This window comes from Meridianimarinicoccus aquatilis, from assembly GCF_004358675.1.
Taxonomy (GTDB): Bacteria; Pseudomonadota; Alphaproteobacteria; order Rhodobacterales; family Rhodobacteraceae; genus Meridianimarinicoccus; species Meridianimarinicoccus aquatilis.
In genome coordinates this window covers 17,890-35,454 of sequence record NZ_SMZO01000035.1, presented here as the reverse complement: position 1 = coordinate 35,454, position 17,565 = coordinate 17,890, and the positions used below count along the sequence as shown (strand labels likewise).

Sequence of the window (17,565 nt, the reverse complement as noted above, 5' to 3'; positions counted from 1 at the left end):
GGCGACCAGCTTCTGGTTAGTTTCCCGCAAGATATCTTGTTCGCAATTGACAGCGCCACCGTTAGCAGTGGGGCGCAAAGCGAATTGCGCACCTTCGCCGCGAACTTGCAGCGCTATCCCGATACCAACGTGGTCATCACCGGGCACACCGACAACACAGGCGACGCCGGGTATAACTTTGACCTGTCCACGCGCCGGGCCGGGTCTGTGGCCAGCGTTCTGGTTGGCGCGGGCGTATCGAGCGGGCGCATCACGGCAACGGGCCGGGGCGAAGATGCTCCCATAGCATCCAACCTGAATGCAGACGGGCGCGCGCAGAATCGCCGCGTTGAGGTGATCATTCGGCCTGCAACACAGGGTTGAAGCTGCTTTGCACCGCGTCTAGACGAGCGCACCGCGCAAGCCTATCATCGTCCAACCTGAGGAGAGGGCGATGACGTTCCGAAAGATCGAACCCGAGAAATTATCGCAATCTGTCATACGGCAGATTGAAGAACTGATTCTCCGGGGTGTTCTGCGCCCCGGCGAACGCCTTCCTTCGGAACGGGACCTGGCAGAGCGGCTTGGCGTGTCACGCCCCAGCTTGCGCGATGCCGTCGCCGATCTTTCGGCGCGGGGCCTTTTGACCAGCCGAGCCAATTCAGGGATCTTCGTTGCAGAAGTTCTCGGCTCCGCCTTCTCGCCAGCCCTTGTTAAGCTATTCTCCAGCCATGACGACGCTGTCTTCGATTACATCGCCTTCCGCCGCGATATCGAAGCGCTGGCCGCTGACCGCGCGGCGCGCATGGCCAGCGACACCGACCTTGCGGTCATCGACACATTGCATCAACGGATGCAAGAGGCGCACAAGCTGCGCGATCCGACGCTCGAAGCGCAACTCGACGCCGAATTTCACCTGTCCATCGTCGAAGCGAGCCACAACGTGATCATGCTGCACATGATCCGGTCGATGTTCGATTTGCTGCAAAAAGGGGTGTTCTATAATCGGCAATCGATGTTTCGACAGCGGGCCAATCGCGACGGGCTTCTTGACCAACACTCATCGATCAACCGCGCCTTGCAGAATCGCGACCCAGACGCAGCGCGCGCTGCTGTGGTGCACCACTTGGACTTTGTCGAGCTGATGCTGCGCGATCGGCAGCGGGCGGACGCAAACGAACGTACTGCAGAGCAAAGACTGGCTCATGAACGCGAACGCGCAGCGCGCGCCAAATGAGCGCCCGCCGCAAACCGACATTTTAATGCAAAGCAAAAAGCCCCGAACCAAATGGCCGGGGCTTTCTAAGTCACGTTCGTAGCCCGCCCTCAGTTCAGGCGCGCACCGACTTCTTCAATCGACTGATCAATCAGCGCAGACGCGCTTTGGTCAGTCATATCGGCCTGCAGCACGTCACGCGCAACAGATACGGACAATGCAATCGCCCGCTCTGTGACTTCGCGAACAGCGGCAGTTTGTGCCTGCGCGATCTGGTCTTCAGCGGCTTGAACACGGCGCGCAATTGACGCTTCTAGATCAATTTTCGCCTGCTTTGACGCAGATTCAGCATCGCGCTTTGCGCCTTCAACAATGCGGTCTGCTTGCGCCTGCACATCTTTCTGTTTGCGCTCGTAAGAGGCAAGCAGCGATTGCGCTTCTTCACGCAGGCTGCGTGCTTCGTCCAGTTCCGCTTGGATGCCGTCAGCGCGCTTTTCCAACAGGCCGCCCAGAAGACCGGGAACCTTGAAGTAAAACAACACGCCGATGAACAGCAGAAACGCCAGCAGCACAACGAAGTTCGTGTTGTGCAACGAAAAGAACCGGTCCCCCGCGGCAAGTGCCGGGCTTGCGGTGAGCAGAAGTGCCAGAGTCAGCTTCTTCATCAGGCTCATCCTTTCAACCGTGCGTCGACAGCCGCATTGATGCGCCCCTCGTCCGCGGTCCCGCCAAGCGCAGCAACCAAAGCACCCGTTGTGTCCTTGGCCACAGCTTCAACGCTTTCCATGGCAGACGCCCGGATTTCGCTGATTGCCTTTTCAGACTCGGCAGCACGTTCGCCGATGTCTGCGTCGGCTTTGGCTATTGCCTCGTCCAACTCCGCCTGCATGGCGGCGCGCGTCTCGTTTGCGATCCGCATGGCTTCAGAACGCGCATCGGCAAGCGCCTTGTCATAGGCTGCCTCTGCTTCGTGGGCCTTGAGCTTGAGCTCTTCAGCAGCAGCGATGTCGTTGGTGATTGCGTCCTGACGGTCGGCCAGAATGCCTGCGATGCGGGGCAACGCCACTTTCGACAAAATGAAATAGATCGCGACAAGAGCAACGATCAGCCAGAAAATCTGGTTAGGAAAGGTCCCGAATTCGAGCTGCGGCATACCCGCGGCTTCGGCTCCGTGTCCCCCTGCGGCCGCACCATGAGCAGCATCTGCTCCGTGCGAACCAGCGGCCCCGTGTGCCGCCTCTGTTGTATTCGCCATGTCGTCCTCCAGGAACCTGTTTGCCGAAGATGGGCCGGGCGCATGACTGCGGCCCGGCCCAACCTGTAACAATGGTCCGGGTGGATCAGACGGCGAACATCAGCAGAAGCGCGACGAGGAACGAGAAGATCCCCAGTGCTTCTGCGAATGCGATGCCGATGAACAGCGTCGCGGTCTGGTCTGCGGCGGCGGACGGGTTACGAAGTGCGCCGGACAGGAAGTTACCTGCCACGTTGCCCACACCGATTGCGGAGCCACCCATGCCCATGCAGGCCAGTCCAGCGCCGATGTAAGCACCCATTTGAACGATATCGCCTTCCATCTGTCGTACTCCTTACGTTGGATTTGGCATTCGATTGGTTGTTGTAGTGTGACCGGTCTTAATGGTGCGGATGCAGCGCATCACGCAGGTAGACGCAGGTCAAAATCGTGAAAACATAAGCCTGGATAAAGCACACCAGAATTTCGAGGCCGTACATCGCGGTGATCGCGACGATCGACAGCGGCGAGATGGCGGCGATAGCGGCAAAGCCCGCGAACACCTTGATCACAGCGTGACCGGCCATCATGTTGCCTGCAAGTCGGATGGAATGGCTGACGGGGCGCACGAAGTAGGAAATCACTTCGATCAGCGCAAGGATCGGACGCAGCGGCAGAGGCGCTGACTGGACCCAGAACATTCCAAGGAAAGAGACACCGTTCAGCACAAAACCCAGCACTGTCACAGTCACAAACACGGCGACAGCAAGAACGGCTGTCACGGCGATATGGCTTGTGGTGGTGAAGGACATCGGCAAAAGGCCAAGGAAATTGGCCACAACGATGAACATAAAGAGTGTCATGATATATGGGAAATATTTGATCCCATCTTTACCGGTCACGTCCACAATCATTTTGTAGACAAACCCGTAAGCCAACTCGGCGATTGACTGCGCTTTGCCCGGCACAACGCGGGCCTCCTTGGTCGAACGAACCAGCAGCAGCGCGATAACGCCAACAGTGATTGCCAACCAAAGCGTTACGTTGGTCGGAGTGTACCAGGACACTGCCCCATCGCCAAACAGCGGCGAGACAATGAACTGATCCATGGGGTGAAAGACAAGACCGCCTTCGCTGGGTTCCGTTGCCACCTGACACTTCCCTTTCTCGCAACCCCGCCAAGCGGGGGATCATTACGCGCCCCCGGGGGGCTCTTTTCCCTGAACGGCATCCTGCCGCCCTGCCTGAACTTCGCTTGCGGTGCGCAACATGACGCGCACACCGGCCGCAAAGCCAAGCAATGTAAACAGCACCAGAAACAGCGGGATTGTGCCAAAGAGCGCATCAAGCCCGTATCCGATGCCAACGCCGATCCCGAGACCGGCGACTAGCTCTGTCACCATCCTCCAACCCATCTGGGCCTTTGAATAATGTTCCTCTTGGTGTGGCTTGGCAGGCTCTTGCGCCTTGCGGGCGTTTTCCAACCGGGCTGCGAGCTGTTTCATCCGCTCGTCGTCCGTCTTCGCCATTCCAATCCCCTATGAGGTTCGAGGGGACACTAGGCTGAGCAGCGCCCCGAGTCAACGCGCTGCAACGCGGCGACAATAGGAACTAAGGCATTGATTTAGAATGATTTCAAAGGTGGCTGCGCAGGTGTCGCAGGGGGCACCTCGGCGCAGCCACATTCAACCGTTTGGTTGACAATCAGCCTTTCGCGGCTTTTTCTGCCCGAGCATCGTGTCGCGACACCATAATCTCGAACCAAAGCCAGAAAGCAGCGGGAATGGCCAACACGAAGGGAATGATCAAAACGATCAACCCGAACTGCGCGACGCACCAAAGCCATGCAGATGCCACGATCACTGCAGCCCAGGCGCGATTTGACGGGTCACCATATAGAATGTCACGGGCCATCCAGCCCAGTACGGGAATGTTAAGGAACACCCTTTTGTGGAAGGGCAACTCAGGCGGGAGGGGGGTCAAAATGCTCATGGACGTTAATTGGCCCGCAAGGCGGGGCAGGCAAGAGCCGGTCGGCTTGTTTTCAGTACATATTGACCGGAAACACTTCAGACCGTAACGCCGGTGCATGACAGACCCCACCCCAGACGCCCGCACCGCAGCAACCGACCCGTTAGATCAGGTGTTTGCAGCCCTGGCGGACCCAACGCGGCGCGCAATCCTGTTCATGCTGTTGGAAGACGACATGGCCGTGACCGACGTGGCCCATCCATTCCAGATGTCCCTCGCGGCGATATCAAAGCACCTGATGATACTCACTCGTGCCGGGCTGATTACACAGGAAAAGCGCGGCAGGGTGAAATGGTGCAAGCTAGACCCAGACGCCCTTCGGGCGGCGTCGGTCTGGATGCAGGGCTTTGGGCAATTCGAGCCCGTGAACCTTGATGCGTTCGAACGGTTTCTCGCCGCCGAGTTGGAAGGGACAGATCCCTACCCCGGCCCCGCTGATGAAAACCTGCCCGATCCGGACCACAATCAGCCCCAATCTTGAGCCGACTTCTTAAGGTGCTTCAAAAGCGCCTGCACCTTTACAGTCCGATGCAAGTCGACATGTGTGACCAACCAAAGCGGTGAATCCCAATCGGTACGCGTCTCAACGACCTGAACAAGGTCTGGATTCTCTTTCGCCTCCCATAGCGGCATAAAGCCAAGACCCACACCTTCGAGGATCGCATGCTTGACCGCGCCTGCATCTGTCGTGCGGAAGACAACCTGTGATCGCGGCACCCGCTCCTTCATCCACTTGTAGAACGGCGCGCGGCTGTCTTCTTCGTCAGGGCCAATGAACATGTGCTTCTTCAGGTCGGCGTCACCCTCGGGCATGCCGTGCGCCTCGATATACTCACGTGACGCGAACAACGCCGTTCGGTTTGTGAAGAGGTGCTGCACCACATTATCAAGCTGCTCGGGTGGCTGCCCCGCCCGCACAGCGATATGCGCCTCGCCATACTCAAGCCTGAATAGCCTCTCTGCGGTAAGAAAGCGCGTGACCACTTCGGGGTGGTTTGCCTGAAAAGAGGCAATCGCGGGAACAAGCAGCGGCGAGAACACCGCCAATGACGTGATCAGCAACTCACCCGTCACCGTATCGCCCCGCCCCTTAAGCCGACCGACAAGCTGGGTGAACTGATCATCCGTCGTCTGCGCAACCTGCAACAGATCGCGCCCCGCTTCTGTCGGGGTATACCCACGTGCGTGACGCTGGAACAATTTCGTACCTAGCCGCGCCTCCAACGCATCAATATGCCGGATTACCGTTGCGTGATGCACTCCCAATTCAGCTGCCGCCCCCGACACAGTGCCCTGCCGAGCGACGTGAAACGCGGTTCTAATCTCGTCCCAGGCTTCAATAGACATAATTACCTGTGCATTTATGAACACTCTTGGCTTAGAAAGGCACACACGCGCCCGTTTCTCAAGTCAAAACGTGAGGTCGGCGTAGCAGGGCACAGCACCCGGCAACCCCTTTTTTGATTGAATACGGCTGCATCACGCACTGCGTGATGACGATACGTTCGCTCACGGACCCGCTCACCCCTGTGTGATTGCTTCCCTAAAGACATGTGAAGAGAGCCGATTTTTCCGACCCTTTTCAATCATTTCCGAACACTCAAAGCTTTCTCATCGGCGCGGCACTGAAACGGTCCGCCCCGCTCTGGGCCTCGCCCACTTTACATATTGAAAGGAAGACCAATGAAACGCTCCATAACACTCTCCGCCCTGGCACTCGCAATCGCCCTGCCAACCTTCGCAGGCGCACAGACCGCACCGGGCACAGCACAGTATGCAGCCAATCTGGGCGTAAACGCCGAGCAATTCACACTGAGCGAGCTCGTTGCTTTGGACAAAGCACTCGAAGACAACAACCGGACCGGCGCCAACTTTATCCTCAGCCAAGCCGGGTCTGACGTAAACTATGACCAGTTGCAGGCGGGCCAAATCTCTGATCCGAACGCTGCTCCGCTGGTGACACGCGCATCGTCAACGTCGTCGACCTCCACAGCAGGTAAGTCACAGATCGCTGCGACCATCGGTGTTGATCCCGCAGACTTCACCCTGAACGAACTGGTTGGCCTTAAGTCTGCTGTCGACACCAATGATGAGCAAAAAATCCGGGCGATCCTCACGAAAGCCGGGGTCGAGCGTAACGCTCTTTCGATCATGTAATCTGCAGTTCATAACCCCTGAGACGCAGAAAAACCCGCGCTTCATGACCCGTCGCACCCTGTGCGGCGGGTCTTTTTTTGGCCAGTGCAAGTATAAAAGTGTGCATTTTCACACATGGCCTAGGCGTTCATGCACAGAAACACGGGGAACCTCACAACATGGTGAAGGCGCAAAAACCTTACGTTTTCGAAGGAACCTCCTTCGCACCTTAACTCTGTGCACCCACGCTCAAGGCCCGTTTCGGTGACGACGATAGAGGCATCACAGGCACGTGATCACTACCCCGACGTAAACGCGGGCAAGCCAATTTTAACCCCCCTTTTCAATTGGTTGGCCGTGCATAGATTGATTAGGGCAACGGCACGGGGCAATGACGCTCTTGCCGAAACGGGGTTCGCCCGACAAAACCAAGAAAGGGACATTCTATGACCTTTAAGATCACAGCCGCCGCACTTGCACTTGCAACCGCTCTGCCAACCATGACCTTCGCACAGACCGATAATGCGCAGTACGCCGCATCCATTGGTGTAAATGCCGATAACTACACGCTGTCTGAGCTGGTTGAACTGGACAAAGCGCTTCGCGACAATGATCGTGAGAAAGCCAATCTTGTTTTGTCCGAAGCTGGGTCTGAAATGACCTACGAGCAACTGCAGGCAGGCATGACGGCGAACGGCATGACCATGTCCGACATTGAAGCGCCAGAAATGGAAGCGGCCGAAGTTGAGACATACTCCGGCGGCAAAGAACAGATCGCAGCCGTCATCGGCGTCGACGCGGAAGATTTCACGCTGAACGAACTGGTGGGCCTGAAAGCCGCTGTTGATACTGGCGACGAAGATGCGGCTCAGGCAATTCTTGACAGAGCTGGCGTCGAAGGCACAGCCGCGTCACTGATGTAAGCGATATTGGCTCACGCCAGTAAGACGAAAAGGGCGCCAAGTGGCGCCCTTTTTCATTAAATCAACTTGCTGCACGTTGCTGCAATTGCCGCGTTTCTGGACTGCGAAGCACATATCCGCGCCCCCAGACAGTGTCGATCAGACCGTCGCCACCAGTCAGCTTTTTCAGCTTACCGCGAATTTTGCAGACGAACACATCGATGATCTTGACCTCTGGCTCATCGAGCCCGCCATACAGCTTGTCCAAGAACATTTCTTTCGACAGCGTCACACCCTTGCGGGATGCAAGAAGCTGCAAGACTTCAAATTCCTTGCCAGTCAACGGTACCAGCTGTTCATCCACATACGCCTTGCGGCTTACCAGGTTCAGCATCAGCCGGCCAACGGTCAGTGACAGCGTTCCACGCGGCGCGACAACACCTTCTGCGGTAATTGAATTCAACAGATCGCTCTTGTGGAAGGGGCTAACCAGATGACGCATCCCTTCGAAGCCGGGCAAGACCTGATCAGCAAGCGCCGCACCGACGATAACCACGACCGAGTAGCTTGCCAAATCTCGATCCAGACGCCGCAGGGTCGCCATGCACTCGGAACCGGGCATATCAGCGTCGAGCAGAATTAAGCCTTTGGGCTGCTCGGTCGCCTTTACATCGTCGACGGTGGTCAGGCTTTCAAATTGGTAATCGAGTTCCTGATCGCGCAACATGGCGCCAACACTGCGAGACAGATCTGGGCTGCGTGTCAAAAGGTAAATGTTCATCTTGTCCTCCAAGCGTCATCCGTAGTTCTGACGGTATGACGTCCGCTAAATGCTATGATGTCGGTAGTCTGGTTAACCGGCCGTTTCGTAACGGGCCACTCAACGACCGCCTCGCAAAACGTCGATACGCGTAACCTTAAGGCCGGACAGACCGTGCCGTTCAACAGCTCTGATCCAATCAGAAAGCTCATCATCGGAAAGCTCATACCGATCAATTGCATCAGCACGTTTAATCAAGCCGTAAAGCACGGCTTTTGCAACCACGGCCTTGCGGCTGGCGACCCAACGGCGGGTATCCGCGCAGGGAAGATCATCATGACTAATGACGCTGCCGTCAGGCAAGGTAACCACACGCGGTCCATCTGTTTTTCTCAAGTACATTTCCACTTTCCTCGTTCACTGCGATAGACACGCCGGGAGTGGTCCGAAAGTTTTGCTTTCGGTTGGCGGCACCTACCGCGAAGCAGCAAAAAAGCTACAAACACGTTGTTTTTATGAAGCCGTTCGGTGTGCCCGTTCGGCTGGTCGATGAAATGAATATACGGGGATGCAACCAACGGGTGCAGTCTCGCAGATGGTTAATCATCACGCGAAAAGACTTGAGGCCGACCCCTAAAGACTCGCGGACGCTATCCTAAAGAGTAAGATTAACGCCCAGTCACGACAGCACTACTTCCCTTTTTGTGTTTCCCGGTGTTTTGGCGACTCGCCTTGACAAAGCCCCACAAACCACGCAAATGCCGCTCAAACCCCGGAAGCTTCGTGCCTCCGGTCCCTTGGCTTTGCCGGGATCGCCGTCCACCAGCGCGTTGCGCCCGTGGGCGTGCTTTGCCATATGCTTTGCTCCTCAAGTGGACCGGAACGATGTCAGACGGGATCTTCGCGCGATCACAAAGGGGCCCCGCCCATGTTTGAAAATCTGTCAGAACGCCTCGGCGGTGTCTTCGACCGCCTGACCCGACAGGGTGCGCTGAGTGAAGATGACGTAAAAACGGCCCTTCGCGAAGTCCGCGTCGCGTTACTTGAAGCCGATGTGTCCCTTCCCGTTGCCCGCGACTTTGTTAAGGCGGTTGAGGTCAAGGCGACCGGTCAGGCCGTCACCAAATCGGTGACGCCGGGCCAGCAGGTCGTAAAGATTGTTCATGATGAATTGGTCCATGTTCTTGCAGGGGATAACGATGACCCCGGCGCGCTGAAGATTGACAATGCCCCTGCCCCGATCCTGATGGTCGGCCTGCAAGGGTCAGGTAAGACCACGACCACGGGCAAGCTGGCAAAGCGGCTGAAGGAAAAGAACGGCAAGCGCGTTCTCATGGCGTCGCTTGACACCAACCGGCCCGCCGCGATGGAACAGCTTGCAATCCTCGGCACCCAGATCGGTGTCGACACCCTCCCCATCGTCAAAGGCGAAAGCGCGGTCCAGATTGCCAAGCGCGCCAAACAGCAAGCCACTTTTGGCGGCTATGACGTCTATATGCTTGATACGGCCGGTCGCCTGTCCATCGACGAAGAGTTGATGGCCCAAGTTGAGCAGGTGCGCGACGTTACATCCCCGCGCGAAACGCTGCTGGTGGTTGACGGTCTGACCGGGCAAGACGCCGTGAATACTGCGCAAAACTTTGACGACCGCATCGGCATCACCGGCGTGGTTCTGACCCGTATGGATGGCGACGGGCGCGGCGGCGCCGCTTTGTCCATGCGTGCCGTCACTGGCCAGCCGATCAAATTTGTTGGTCTTGGCGAAAAGATGGACGCGCTGGAAGAATTCCACCCCAGCCGCGTCGCTGGCCGCATCCTTGGCATGGGCGATATCGTTAGCCTTGTTGAAAAGGCGCAAGAGACGCTTGAGGCCGAACAAGCCGAACGCATGATGAAGCGGTTCCAGAAAGGTCAGTTCAACATGAACGACCTGAAGGGTCAGCTTGACCAGATGCTCAAGATGGGCGGCATGGAAGGCGTGATGGGGATGATGCCCGGCATGCAGAAGATGAAAAAGCAGATCGACGCCGCCGGGATGGACGACAAAGTCCTCCGCCGTCAGATCGCGCTCATCAACTCCATGACCAAAAAGGAACGCGCCAATCCCCAGCTTCTTCAAGCGTCGCGCAAAAAACGCGTGGCCAAAGGGGCAGGCCTTGAGGTTCAGGAGTTGAACCGTCTTCTCAAACAGCACCGCCAGATGGCCGACATGATGAAGAAGATGGGCAAGATGGGCAAAAAGGGCATGTTGCGCAATCTCGGCGGCATGTTCGGCGGCGGCGCCGGTGGCCCGTCCGAAGCAGAAATCCAGGCAGCACAAGCGCAAATGGGCAAACTGCCCGGCGGCGGCAGCATGCCTGCCGGTTTTGGCGGCATAGGCGGCGGCGCAGCTTTGCCCCCCGGACTGTCTGGTTTCGGGAAAAAGAAATGATGCCCGTTGAGACTCACAACCTGAGGGGCCGCCATGTCCGCTGACACCCCAGATAACGACACCGTTGCGCGCGCCGCGACCGTGCTGGCCGAACACCGCGCCAGCATTGACAGGCTTGATGCGATCCTCGTCTACACTTTGGGCGAGCGGTTCAAACACACACAGGCCGTCGGCGTGCTCAAGGCAACGCACGCCTTACCCCCGTCCGATCCGGCGCGTGAAGCCGCGCAGATCGCCCGGCTTGAAAGCCTCGCCAATGAGGCTGACCTCGACCCTGAATTTGCAAAGAAGTTCCTGAATTTCATCATTCAGGAAGTCATCAAGCATCACGAACTTCACCAATCCTGAGGCAGCTCAATCCGCGCCCAGTCAGCCATTCAAAGGAGAAATCGACATGGCCATGAAACTTCGTCTCGCCCGCGGCGGTTCCAAGAAACGCCCCTTCTACCGGATCGTTGCAGCAGACAGCCGCATGCCACGCGATGGTCGTTACGCAGAGCGCGTGGGCACCTACAACCCGCTTTTGCCCAAAGACAGCGAAGACCGCGTCAAAATGGACATGGAGCGCGTAAACTACTGGCTCGCCCAAGGCGCCCAGCCGACTGACCGCGTCAGCCGCATGTTGGAAGCCGCAGGCGTCATTGCCAAGAAAGACCGCGCCAACCTGAAAAAAGGCGTTCCCGGCAAGAAAGCCGCTGATCGTGCTGCTGAAAAGGCTGCAAAAGCGGCCGAAGCTGCTGCACCCGCAGAAGAAGCGGCAGCAGAGTAAGACCTGATGCGCCCTGCCCCACAACGGGGCAGGGTTTATTACTTCGTTGGAGCCCGCGATGATCCGGCTTGTGATCTATGTCCTGATGTTTAGTGGCGGCCTCTGGGCCGGATCTGAATATGAACGGGTCACTGCGGTGGAACGCTGCTTGAACGCGGGTGGCTCTGCTGACCCACGCGGTTTCTGCATTGGACCACAGCAATGACCGCCGATTCCGAAATGATTTGTGTCGGTGCAATTGCGGGCGCCTATGGCGTGCGCGGTGAAGTTCGGCTGAAAAGCTTCTGCGCAGATCCCGCAGCGATCGAAGGCTATGCCCCGCTTTCAACCGAAGATGGTGTACATAGCTACTCGGTTCAGGTGACCGGACAACTCAAGAACGGGTTGACCGCGAAACTCGGCGGGATTGGTGACAAGGAAACGGCTGATGCGCTGCGCGGCACCCGGCTCTATGCCCCGCGCGACCGCCTGCCCAGCCTTCCCGATGATGAATATTACCACGCTGATCTGATCGGTCTGGCCGTCCTTGATACCGGGGGCAGCGCGCTTGGTACTGTGGCCGCTGTGCACAATCACGGCGCCACAGATCTGCTTGAGGTGCGCCTTGAGGGGCAATCTGAAACGGTTCTGCTGCCGTTTACACTTGCACTTGTTCCCACGGTTGATCTGGCCAGCGGTCGGATCATTGCGGACCCTCCCGAAGGGCTGTTTGGCGATGCCGACACGGCGCCGGATAAGGACACCCCCACATGAGTGCCCCAAACCGGTCCCACGGTCGCAAATCGATCCGGGCCACCATGGTTCCTCGCGATCTTTTGGAAGACCCCGAGGATATTGTGGGCGCTTGGAAAGCGCGGGTCATTACCTTGTTCCCCGAAGTGTTTCCGGGTGTTTTGGGCGCATCACTGACAGGCAAGGCGTTGCAGCAAGGCCTGTGGCAACTCGATTGTATCGACCTTCGCGAATTCGGCATCGGGCGTCATCGCAATGTGGATGACACGCCTGTTGGCGGCGGAGCAGGTATGGTGCTACGCCCTGACGTACTGGCCAGCGCACTGGCCAAGGCCTCGCGCGGAACACCCGAGGACCGATCGCAATGGCCTGTGGTCGCCCTGTCACCACGCGGTCGCCCGTTCACCCAAGCGATGGCGCAGAAATGGTCAGAAGCACAGGGCGTGACCCTGCTTTGTGGACGTTTTGAAGGCATCGACCAGCGCGTTATCGATGCTTTCGGCATTCAGGAAGTATCGTTGGGCGATTTTGTCATGACGGGCGGCGAGATCGCTGCACAAGCCTTGATTGACGCGACAGTCCGTCTTATACCCCGCGTGCTTGGGAATCACGCGTCGGTCGAGGAAGAATCCTTTTCTTCAGGCCTGCTTGAGCACCCACAGTATTCGAAACCTGTCGATTGGGATGGCCGCACGGTCCCTGACATTCTCCTGTCTGGGCACCACGCGCATATTGCATCCTGGCGGCAGGACCAGGCTGAACGCCTGACCAAGGAACGCCGCCCTGACCTCTGGCGGGCTTACTGTGCGCAGCATGGTAGGGACCCGGACGGGGACCAAGAGCTCTGAGGGTGCACACACGTCGCGGACTGAACCGCGCCAGAAAAGGATGACCGCGATGGATTTGATCGCACAATTGGAAGCTGAGCAGGTCGCTGAGCTTGGGAAAGAAATTCCCGATTTCAAGGCGGGTGACACCATCCGCGTTGGTTACAAAGTGACCGAAGGCACGCGTACCCGTGTGCAGAACTATGAAGGCGTCTGCATCAGCCGTCGTCATGGCAGCGGTATCGCCGCTTCGTTCACCGTACGCAAAATCTCGTTCGGCGAAGGCGTGGAACGTGTGTTCCCACTGCACTCGACCAACATCGACAGCATCACTGTGGTGCGTCGTGGTCAGGTACGCCGGGCCAAGCTGTACTACCTGCGCGAACGTCGCGGTAAGTCTGCTCGTATTGCTGAAAAGACCAACTACAAGCCGCTGGCCACATCGGCCGACGCCAAAGCGTAAGGATCGGCGAGATGAAAAAGAACCTGCACCCCGAATATCACGTCATCGACGTGAAAATGACCGACGGCACCGTCATTCAGATGAAGTCGACCTATGGCAACGAAGGCGACAGCATTTCGCTGGATATCGACCCGTTGTCCCACCCGGCCTGGACCGGCGGCTCGACCCGTCTGATGGATACCGGCGGTCGCGTGTCTAAGTTCAAGAAGAAGTACGAAGGCCTCGGTTTCTGAGACCTCGCTTCATAGAATTAGAAAACGCCGCTCCGGGCTCGGGGCGGCGTTTTTCGTTGTAGCGTCTTTAGGGATCCTAGTGTCCGGTTCTTAGCTGCGCCGCCGCAAACCGGCCAATCCAAGCAGCCCCACCAACATCAGAGCCACGGATGGCGGCAAGGGCACCTGGCTGGTCGTTGGTGCAAGGAACGGTGTCGCCCCCCAGACCGACGCGTCGTATCCGGTGTCACGGCTCAGCAAGCTTGCCATCGTAACCCCGTCCAGCCACGCATCCAGCGCGGCCTGAGCCCCGGTGTCAGAAAAGCCAAGCGTCAAACCTTCGATATTGCGAAACTGAAGTGCCCACAACGCGCGGCCGGTTTCGCCAAGGTATTCGCCGTCAGCCCGAAATTCCCCGAACAGTCCAACAATCAGGTCGATACCATCCGACTGCCCCGCATACGCATCGATAATGTATTGTGGTAACAGCACATCCAACTCGACGCTGGCAAATCCAAGCGCGTCGCGCACCGTTTGGTAGTCGGCCAACCCGTGATCGCGACCCCGTTCGATATTCGTTGCGAACAGATCAATGGGGAAAACCGCAGAGGCGGCTGGGATTTGTCCATTGCGCAAACTGTCTTCGACGACGGTATCAACAGGCTCGCCCGCTTGCTGTGTCAGGCCATAGAGACGTTCGGCTTGAGTTGCGGGATCAAGGCAGCTTGACGTGAAGAAACAGGTGTCCAGCGTGACCTCGGTCAAGGGGCCGCCCGGCGCGCCTGTCACGATCACTTCGGGCACCTGCGTGTGGCCAATCCGGCCTGCCGCCGTAGTAAACTCGTTGATCGCTTCGGACACTCCGGCAAGGACCGTTGGGTCAGGCAGATACGTGTCCAACGGCGCCGCTCCGATGAACAGCGGTAAAAGTTCGTCATAGAAAATCTTGTGCTGGATATTGGCAACGACAACCCGCGCACGTTCGAAGATGTCTTGATCCGTGCATGACGGGCACGCTGCCGCGATCTCATCGGCGATCCGGTTGTGTTCACGCAGGAACAGCGCGTGAAGCGCGCGCAGCGATGGGTTCTCATCAGCGCGCATATCACCCGCAGCGGGCATACCGTCGATGATCGGAACATCCCCATCGGCGCTAATCTTCATCCTGCCGCCCGAAAAGCTGCGCAACTCCGTCTGGCGTGCTATCGAGCTTCCGTAAACGGTCGAGCCATCAAACGCGGTGGTCACGTCATCCAGTTGTTGGCGCGGTGTGCTCACACCAGTGCCCGTCTCGTATCGCGCACGGTCCATCGCGATATCGGTCTGGCCCGTCCCAAGCAGCGGGTCAGCCGGATCATCGATAGAAATCGGGGAAGACTCTGACGCATCTGTCGGCGTGTGGGCAATTTCGTGACTGGCGATAAACTGAAACATCGCAACGGCCATATTGCTCAGCGGTGCAGCATCGGTCGCAGCATTGGACGGATCACTCAGAATATTTGACAGCGTTCGGGAATTGGGACGATCATCGCCAGCCAGCGTTCCAACCCCGTCACTGTACTGAGCTTCTGCAAGCCGGGACAACGGATCAAGCGGAGTAGTCGCTGGCAGCGATGGCCCTGTTACCGACAGCGGCAGGGCCGCCAATACAGCGGCAGGAAGTGTCGCAGCCGTAACCGCCAGAGGGGCAACTGCGAGCGTTGTCGCCAAGCCGAGAATTGCAAATGGAACGCCAGATCGCACGGTTAGAGCCATATCAATGCCTTCATGAATGAGCAGCTTTTAAACCAAAAGCGGGCTAATCACCGAATTGTGAAGGTCACCCCGACCAGCTGTCAAGTTTTCGCCCTGCGTCATAGACGCAGCAAATGGCCGGGTTTCGCAATTATCGTGCTTCCCAAGCGTTCAAACACTAAATATGGTTGCAAAGCCTGCATTGGGCAGAAACCCGCCTAAACAACTTCAGGACAACGCGTGGCCTATATCATCGTTATCGGGAATGAAAAGGGCGGCTCTGGCAAGTCCACAACGACGATGCATTTGGCGACCGCGCTGTCGCGAATGGGGCATCGGGTTGGCGGGCTGGACCTGGATCTGCGTCAGCGGTCGTTTGGCCGATATGTTGAAAACCGAGAAGCCTATTGTCGGCGGGAAGGTTTGCACCTGCCTATGCCGTGGTATCTGCCTTTGCCCGAAATCGACCCTGCGTCGGTTCCGGACGGCCAGAACGTCTATGACTTACGGCTGGATGCGGCAATCACCGAGATGGATGGCAAGGTCGACTTTCTGCTGATCGATTGCCCCGGCTCGCATACGCGGCTCAGCCAATTGGCCCATTCCATGGCCGATACGCTGGTGACACCGCTGAATGACAGCTTCATCGACTTTGATTTGCTGGCCCGGCATGACCCGGAAACCGGTCGGATCACAGGCCCCTCGGTTTATGCCGAGATGGTCTGGAATGCCCGGCAGTTGCGCGCACAGGCCGGGCTTAAACCGATCGACTGGCTGGTTATCCGCAACAGGATGGGCCGGCAGCAGATGCACAACAAAAAGCGCGTTGGCGATGCATTGAACGAGTTGTCAAAGCGCATCGGTTTTCGTGTAGCCCCCGGCTTTGCCGAGCGGGTGATCTTTCGCGAGTTGTTCCCACGCGGACTGACCCTTCTGGACCTGCGTGATGTGGGTGGCGGAAGCCTCAGCCTATCAAATATCGCGGCGCGCCAGGAAGTGCGGGACCTGATAAACGCGCTCAACCTGCCCGGCGTGCGCGCCAACTTTTAGGAACCGTCCTTGTAAGGGCAGCCGCGTCAGTAAAGATTGCCATCTCGCGAGGCGAGAACCGCCAGCGATCGCGTGGACGGGAATTGCGCGAAGGCAATCAGCAAGATCGAAGTCATCGGTACCGCAATGATTGCCCCAGTCAGCCCCCAAAGCGTTGACCACAGCACCAGTGCAAGCATCACGGTTAACGGACTCAGGTTCAAAGAGCGGCTCATCACGCGTGGCTCCAGCCAGTTGCCCACATAAACCTGACAAGCTGTCAAAGCGACCAGTGCGATCAGCGTGAGCTGCAGATCGGCCGTGGCCAAGACCGTGTATGAAATGACAACCCCGACCCCCAAGAGCGATCCGACATAGGGAATGTAGTTTAGTATGGCGATCACGAAGGCCCAGAAAACCGCATTTTCGATCCCCAACAGCAACATGACCATATACGATAGCGCGCCAACGATCACATTGATCATGGTCTTTGTCGACAGATAGGTCACGATCTGCTGATTGATCCGGCGGAACACTTTCGTCGCAGGCTCCCGATCGTTAAGATGAGGCAGCACCAGTTCGATCTTGCGCTGCATCGGGCCACGTTCCGCGACCATGAAAACGATGTAGGTCACGATAAGGACGATATATCCACTGATGCTGGCAACTGAGGACAGCAGATTTAACGACAGCCCGGTTATATCAAAGCTATCAATCAGAAAATCACGGACCCCTTCGGGCGTCTGGACACCGTCCATCCCGAAAAAGGCTGCCACCTGCGCTATGGTATCCGTAAAGCGGCCTTCAAAGGCGAGTTCGGTTTGAGCAATGTTGCGCAAGTTGGACACCGCCACGAGGCCCATCACGGCCAACGCCAGCCCAAAGATGGTCAGCACCAAGACATAGGCAAGCCAACCGGGAATTCCCTTCAGCAGTGTAAAGCGTTGCATGCCGATCTTTGCCCCGACAAGGACATAAGTCAGCATGATCGCAATCACTACTGGCAGGATCACCGCCTTGCCGACCACCAGCAACCAGCCCAATGAAATGGTCAGCGCGGTCATGTGGAACGCATCGCGCAGCAGCATGGACAGTCCTTTACATGATCGG

The 17,565-nt window shown here is 57.7% G+C and carries 25 protein-coding genes; 14 read left to right on the top strand and 11 right to left on the bottom strand.

Annotation, left to right across the window (positions count from 1 at the left end; translation table 11 throughout):
* Together E2L05_RS14155 and E2L05_RS14150 are read left to right on the top strand one after the other, a co-directional pair.
* Positions 1-363, top strand: a 363-nt coding sequence (locus E2L05_RS14155; RefSeq protein WP_133343556.1) for an OmpA family protein, incomplete at its 5' end; no start/stop codon positions are given.
* 70 nt (positions 364-433) lie between these two features.
* Positions 434-1,216 carry a FadR/GntR family transcriptional regulator gene (locus E2L05_RS14150; RefSeq protein ID WP_133343555.1) on the top strand — a complete coding sequence of 261 codons (783 nt, stop codon included), beginning with the start codon at positions 434-436 and terminating at the stop codon, positions 1,214-1,216.
* 89 nt (positions 1,217-1,305) lie between these two features.
* On the opposite strand, the gene E2L05_RS14145 is transcribed toward E2L05_RS14150, so the two are convergent.
* From E2L05_RS14145 to E2L05_RS14120, 6 genes are all read right to left on the bottom strand, one after another.
* Positions 1,306-1,860, bottom strand: coding sequence for a F0F1 ATP synthase subunit B (locus E2L05_RS14145; RefSeq protein WP_133343554.1), 555 nt, complete (start codon positions 1,858-1,860; stop codon positions 1,306-1,308).
* 5 nt (positions 1,861-1,865) lie between these two features.
* Positions 1,866-2,450, bottom strand: a complete 585-nt coding sequence (locus E2L05_RS14140; protein WP_133343553.1) for a F0F1 ATP synthase subunit B' — start codon at positions 2,448-2,450, stop codon at positions 1,866-1,868.
* Positions 2,451-2,535: 85 nt separating this feature from the next.
* Positions 2,536-2,772, bottom strand: coding sequence for a F0F1 ATP synthase subunit C (locus E2L05_RS14135; protein WP_133343552.1), 237 nt, complete (start codon positions 2,770-2,772; stop codon positions 2,536-2,538).
* 58 nt (positions 2,773-2,830) lie between these two features.
* The gene (locus tag E2L05_RS14130) at positions 2,831-3,538 is read right to left on the bottom strand and encodes a F0F1 ATP synthase subunit A (protein WP_133343560.1); all 708 of its coding nucleotides are present in this window, start codon (positions 3,536-3,538) and stop codon (positions 2,831-2,833) included.
* Positions 3,539-3,622: 84 nt separating this feature from the next.
* Entirely contained in the window at positions 3,623-3,958 is a 336-nt protein-coding gene (locus E2L05_RS14125) for an AtpZ/AtpI family protein (RefSeq protein WP_133343551.1), read from the bottom strand.
* 175 nt (positions 3,959-4,133) lie between these two features.
* On the bottom strand, positions 4,134-4,421 hold the full coding sequence (locus E2L05_RS14120) for a hypothetical protein (RefSeq protein WP_133343550.1): 288 nt from the start codon (positions 4,419-4,421) through the stop codon (positions 4,134-4,136).
* 97 nt (positions 4,422-4,518) lie between these two features.
* Between E2L05_RS14120 and E2L05_RS14115 the strand changes: the two genes are divergently transcribed.
* Positions 4,519-4,941 carry an ArsR/SmtB family transcription factor gene (locus tag E2L05_RS14115; protein WP_133343549.1) on the top strand — a complete coding sequence of 141 codons (423 nt, stop codon included), beginning with the start codon at positions 4,519-4,521 and terminating at the stop codon, positions 4,939-4,941.
* On the opposite strand, the gene E2L05_RS14110 is transcribed toward E2L05_RS14115, so the two are convergent.
* Positions 4,926-5,801 (bottom strand): LysR family transcriptional regulator, encoded by an 876-nt coding sequence (locus tag E2L05_RS14110; RefSeq protein WP_133343559.1) that lies wholly within the window; start codon positions 5,799-5,801, stop codon positions 4,926-4,928. The genes E2L05_RS14115 and E2L05_RS14110 overlap by 16 nt on opposite strands.
* Positions 5,802-6,143: 342 nt before the next feature.
* On the opposite strand from E2L05_RS14110, the gene E2L05_RS14105 reads away from it, so the two are divergent.
* Together E2L05_RS14105 and E2L05_RS14100 are read left to right on the top strand one after the other, a co-directional pair.
* Positions 6,144-6,617: a hypothetical protein gene (locus E2L05_RS14105; protein ID WP_133343548.1), complete on the top strand. Its 474-nt coding sequence runs from the start codon at positions 6,144-6,146 to the stop codon at positions 6,615-6,617.
* A gap of 425 nt (positions 6,618-7,042) precedes the next feature.
* Positions 7,043-7,519, top strand: a complete 477-nt coding sequence (locus tag E2L05_RS14100; RefSeq protein ID WP_133343547.1) for a hypothetical protein — start codon at positions 7,043-7,045, stop codon at positions 7,517-7,519.
* A gap of 61 nt (positions 7,520-7,580) precedes the next feature.
* Here E2L05_RS14100 and E2L05_RS14095 read toward each other — a convergent pair whose 3' ends face one another.
* Together E2L05_RS14095 and sciP are read right to left on the bottom strand one after the other, a co-directional pair.
* Positions 7,581-8,279, bottom strand: a complete 699-nt coding sequence (locus E2L05_RS14095; protein WP_133343546.1) for a winged helix-turn-helix transcriptional regulator — start codon at positions 8,277-8,279, stop codon at positions 7,581-7,583.
* Between the two features lie 99 nt (positions 8,280-8,378).
* Positions 8,379-8,660, bottom strand: coding sequence for a CtrA inhibitor SciP (sciP, locus tag E2L05_RS14090; protein WP_133343545.1), 282 nt, complete (start codon positions 8,658-8,660; stop codon positions 8,379-8,381).
* 526 nt (positions 8,661-9,186) lie between these two features.
* On the opposite strand from sciP, the gene ffh reads away from it, so the two are divergent.
* Genes ffh through rpmE form a run of 8 tightly spaced genes read left to right on the top strand, consistent with a single transcriptional unit; the run spans position 9,187 to position 13,713 of the window.
* Positions 9,187-10,689: a signal recognition particle protein gene (ffh, locus tag E2L05_RS14085; protein WP_133343544.1), complete on the top strand. Its 1,503-nt coding sequence runs from the start codon at positions 9,187-9,189 to the stop codon at positions 10,687-10,689.
* A gap of 33 nt (positions 10,690-10,722) precedes the next feature.
* Positions 10,723-11,037, top strand: a complete 315-nt coding sequence (locus E2L05_RS14080) for a chorismate mutase (RefSeq protein ID WP_133343543.1) — start codon at positions 10,723-10,725, stop codon at positions 11,035-11,037.
* A gap of 46 nt (positions 11,038-11,083) precedes the next feature.
* Entirely contained in the window at positions 11,084-11,458 is a 375-nt protein-coding gene (rpsP, locus tag E2L05_RS14075; protein ID WP_133343542.1) for a 30S ribosomal protein S16, read from the top strand.
* A gap of 58 nt (positions 11,459-11,516) precedes the next feature.
* The gene (locus tag E2L05_RS20820; RefSeq protein ID WP_164686540.1) at positions 11,517-11,663 is read left to right on the top strand and encodes a hypothetical protein; all 147 of its coding nucleotides are present in this window, start codon (positions 11,517-11,519) and stop codon (positions 11,661-11,663) included.
* Positions 11,660-12,211 (top strand): ribosome maturation factor RimM, encoded by a 552-nt coding sequence (gene rimM, locus E2L05_RS14070; protein WP_133343541.1) that lies wholly within the window; start codon positions 11,660-11,662, stop codon positions 12,209-12,211. Before E2L05_RS20820 ends, rimM begins: the two co-directional genes overlap by 4 nt.
* Positions 12,208-13,038 carry a tRNA (guanosine(37)-N1)-methyltransferase TrmD gene (gene trmD, locus E2L05_RS14065; protein ID WP_133343540.1) on the top strand — a complete coding sequence of 277 codons (831 nt, stop codon included), beginning with the start codon at positions 12,208-12,210 and terminating at the stop codon, positions 13,036-13,038. The genes rimM and trmD overlap by 4 nt, the downstream gene beginning before the upstream one ends.
* A 49-nt stretch (positions 13,039-13,087) precedes the next feature.
* Entirely contained in the window at positions 13,088-13,480 is a 393-nt protein-coding gene (gene rplS / locus E2L05_RS14060; protein WP_133343539.1) for a 50S ribosomal protein L19, read from the top strand.
* An 11-nt stretch (positions 13,481-13,491) separates the two neighbouring features.
* A complete protein-coding gene (gene rpmE / locus E2L05_RS14055) occupies positions 13,492-13,713 on the top strand; it encodes a 50S ribosomal protein L31 (protein ID WP_133343538.1) in 222 nt (73 codons plus the stop codon).
* A 90-nt stretch (positions 13,714-13,803) separates the two neighbouring features.
* On the opposite strand, the gene E2L05_RS14050 is transcribed toward rpmE, so the two are convergent.
* Positions 13,804-15,447 (bottom strand): peroxidase family protein, encoded by a 1,644-nt coding sequence (locus E2L05_RS14050; RefSeq protein ID WP_133343537.1) that lies wholly within the window; start codon positions 15,445-15,447, stop codon positions 13,804-13,806.
* 219 nt (positions 15,448-15,666) lie between these two features.
* Here E2L05_RS14050 and E2L05_RS14045 point away from each other — a divergent pair, with 219 nt between their 5' ends.
* Entirely contained in the window at positions 15,667-16,476 is an 810-nt protein-coding gene (locus E2L05_RS14045) for a division plane positioning ATPase MipZ (protein ID WP_133343536.1), read from the top strand.
* Between the two features lie 26 nt (positions 16,477-16,502).
* On the opposite strand, the gene E2L05_RS14040 is transcribed toward E2L05_RS14045, so the two are convergent.
* Positions 16,503-17,543 carry an AI-2E family transporter gene (locus E2L05_RS14040; protein ID WP_133343535.1) on the bottom strand — a complete coding sequence of 347 codons (1,041 nt, stop codon included), beginning with the start codon at positions 17,541-17,543 and terminating at the stop codon, positions 16,503-16,505.
* Positions 17,544-17,565 lie beyond the last annotated feature (22 nt).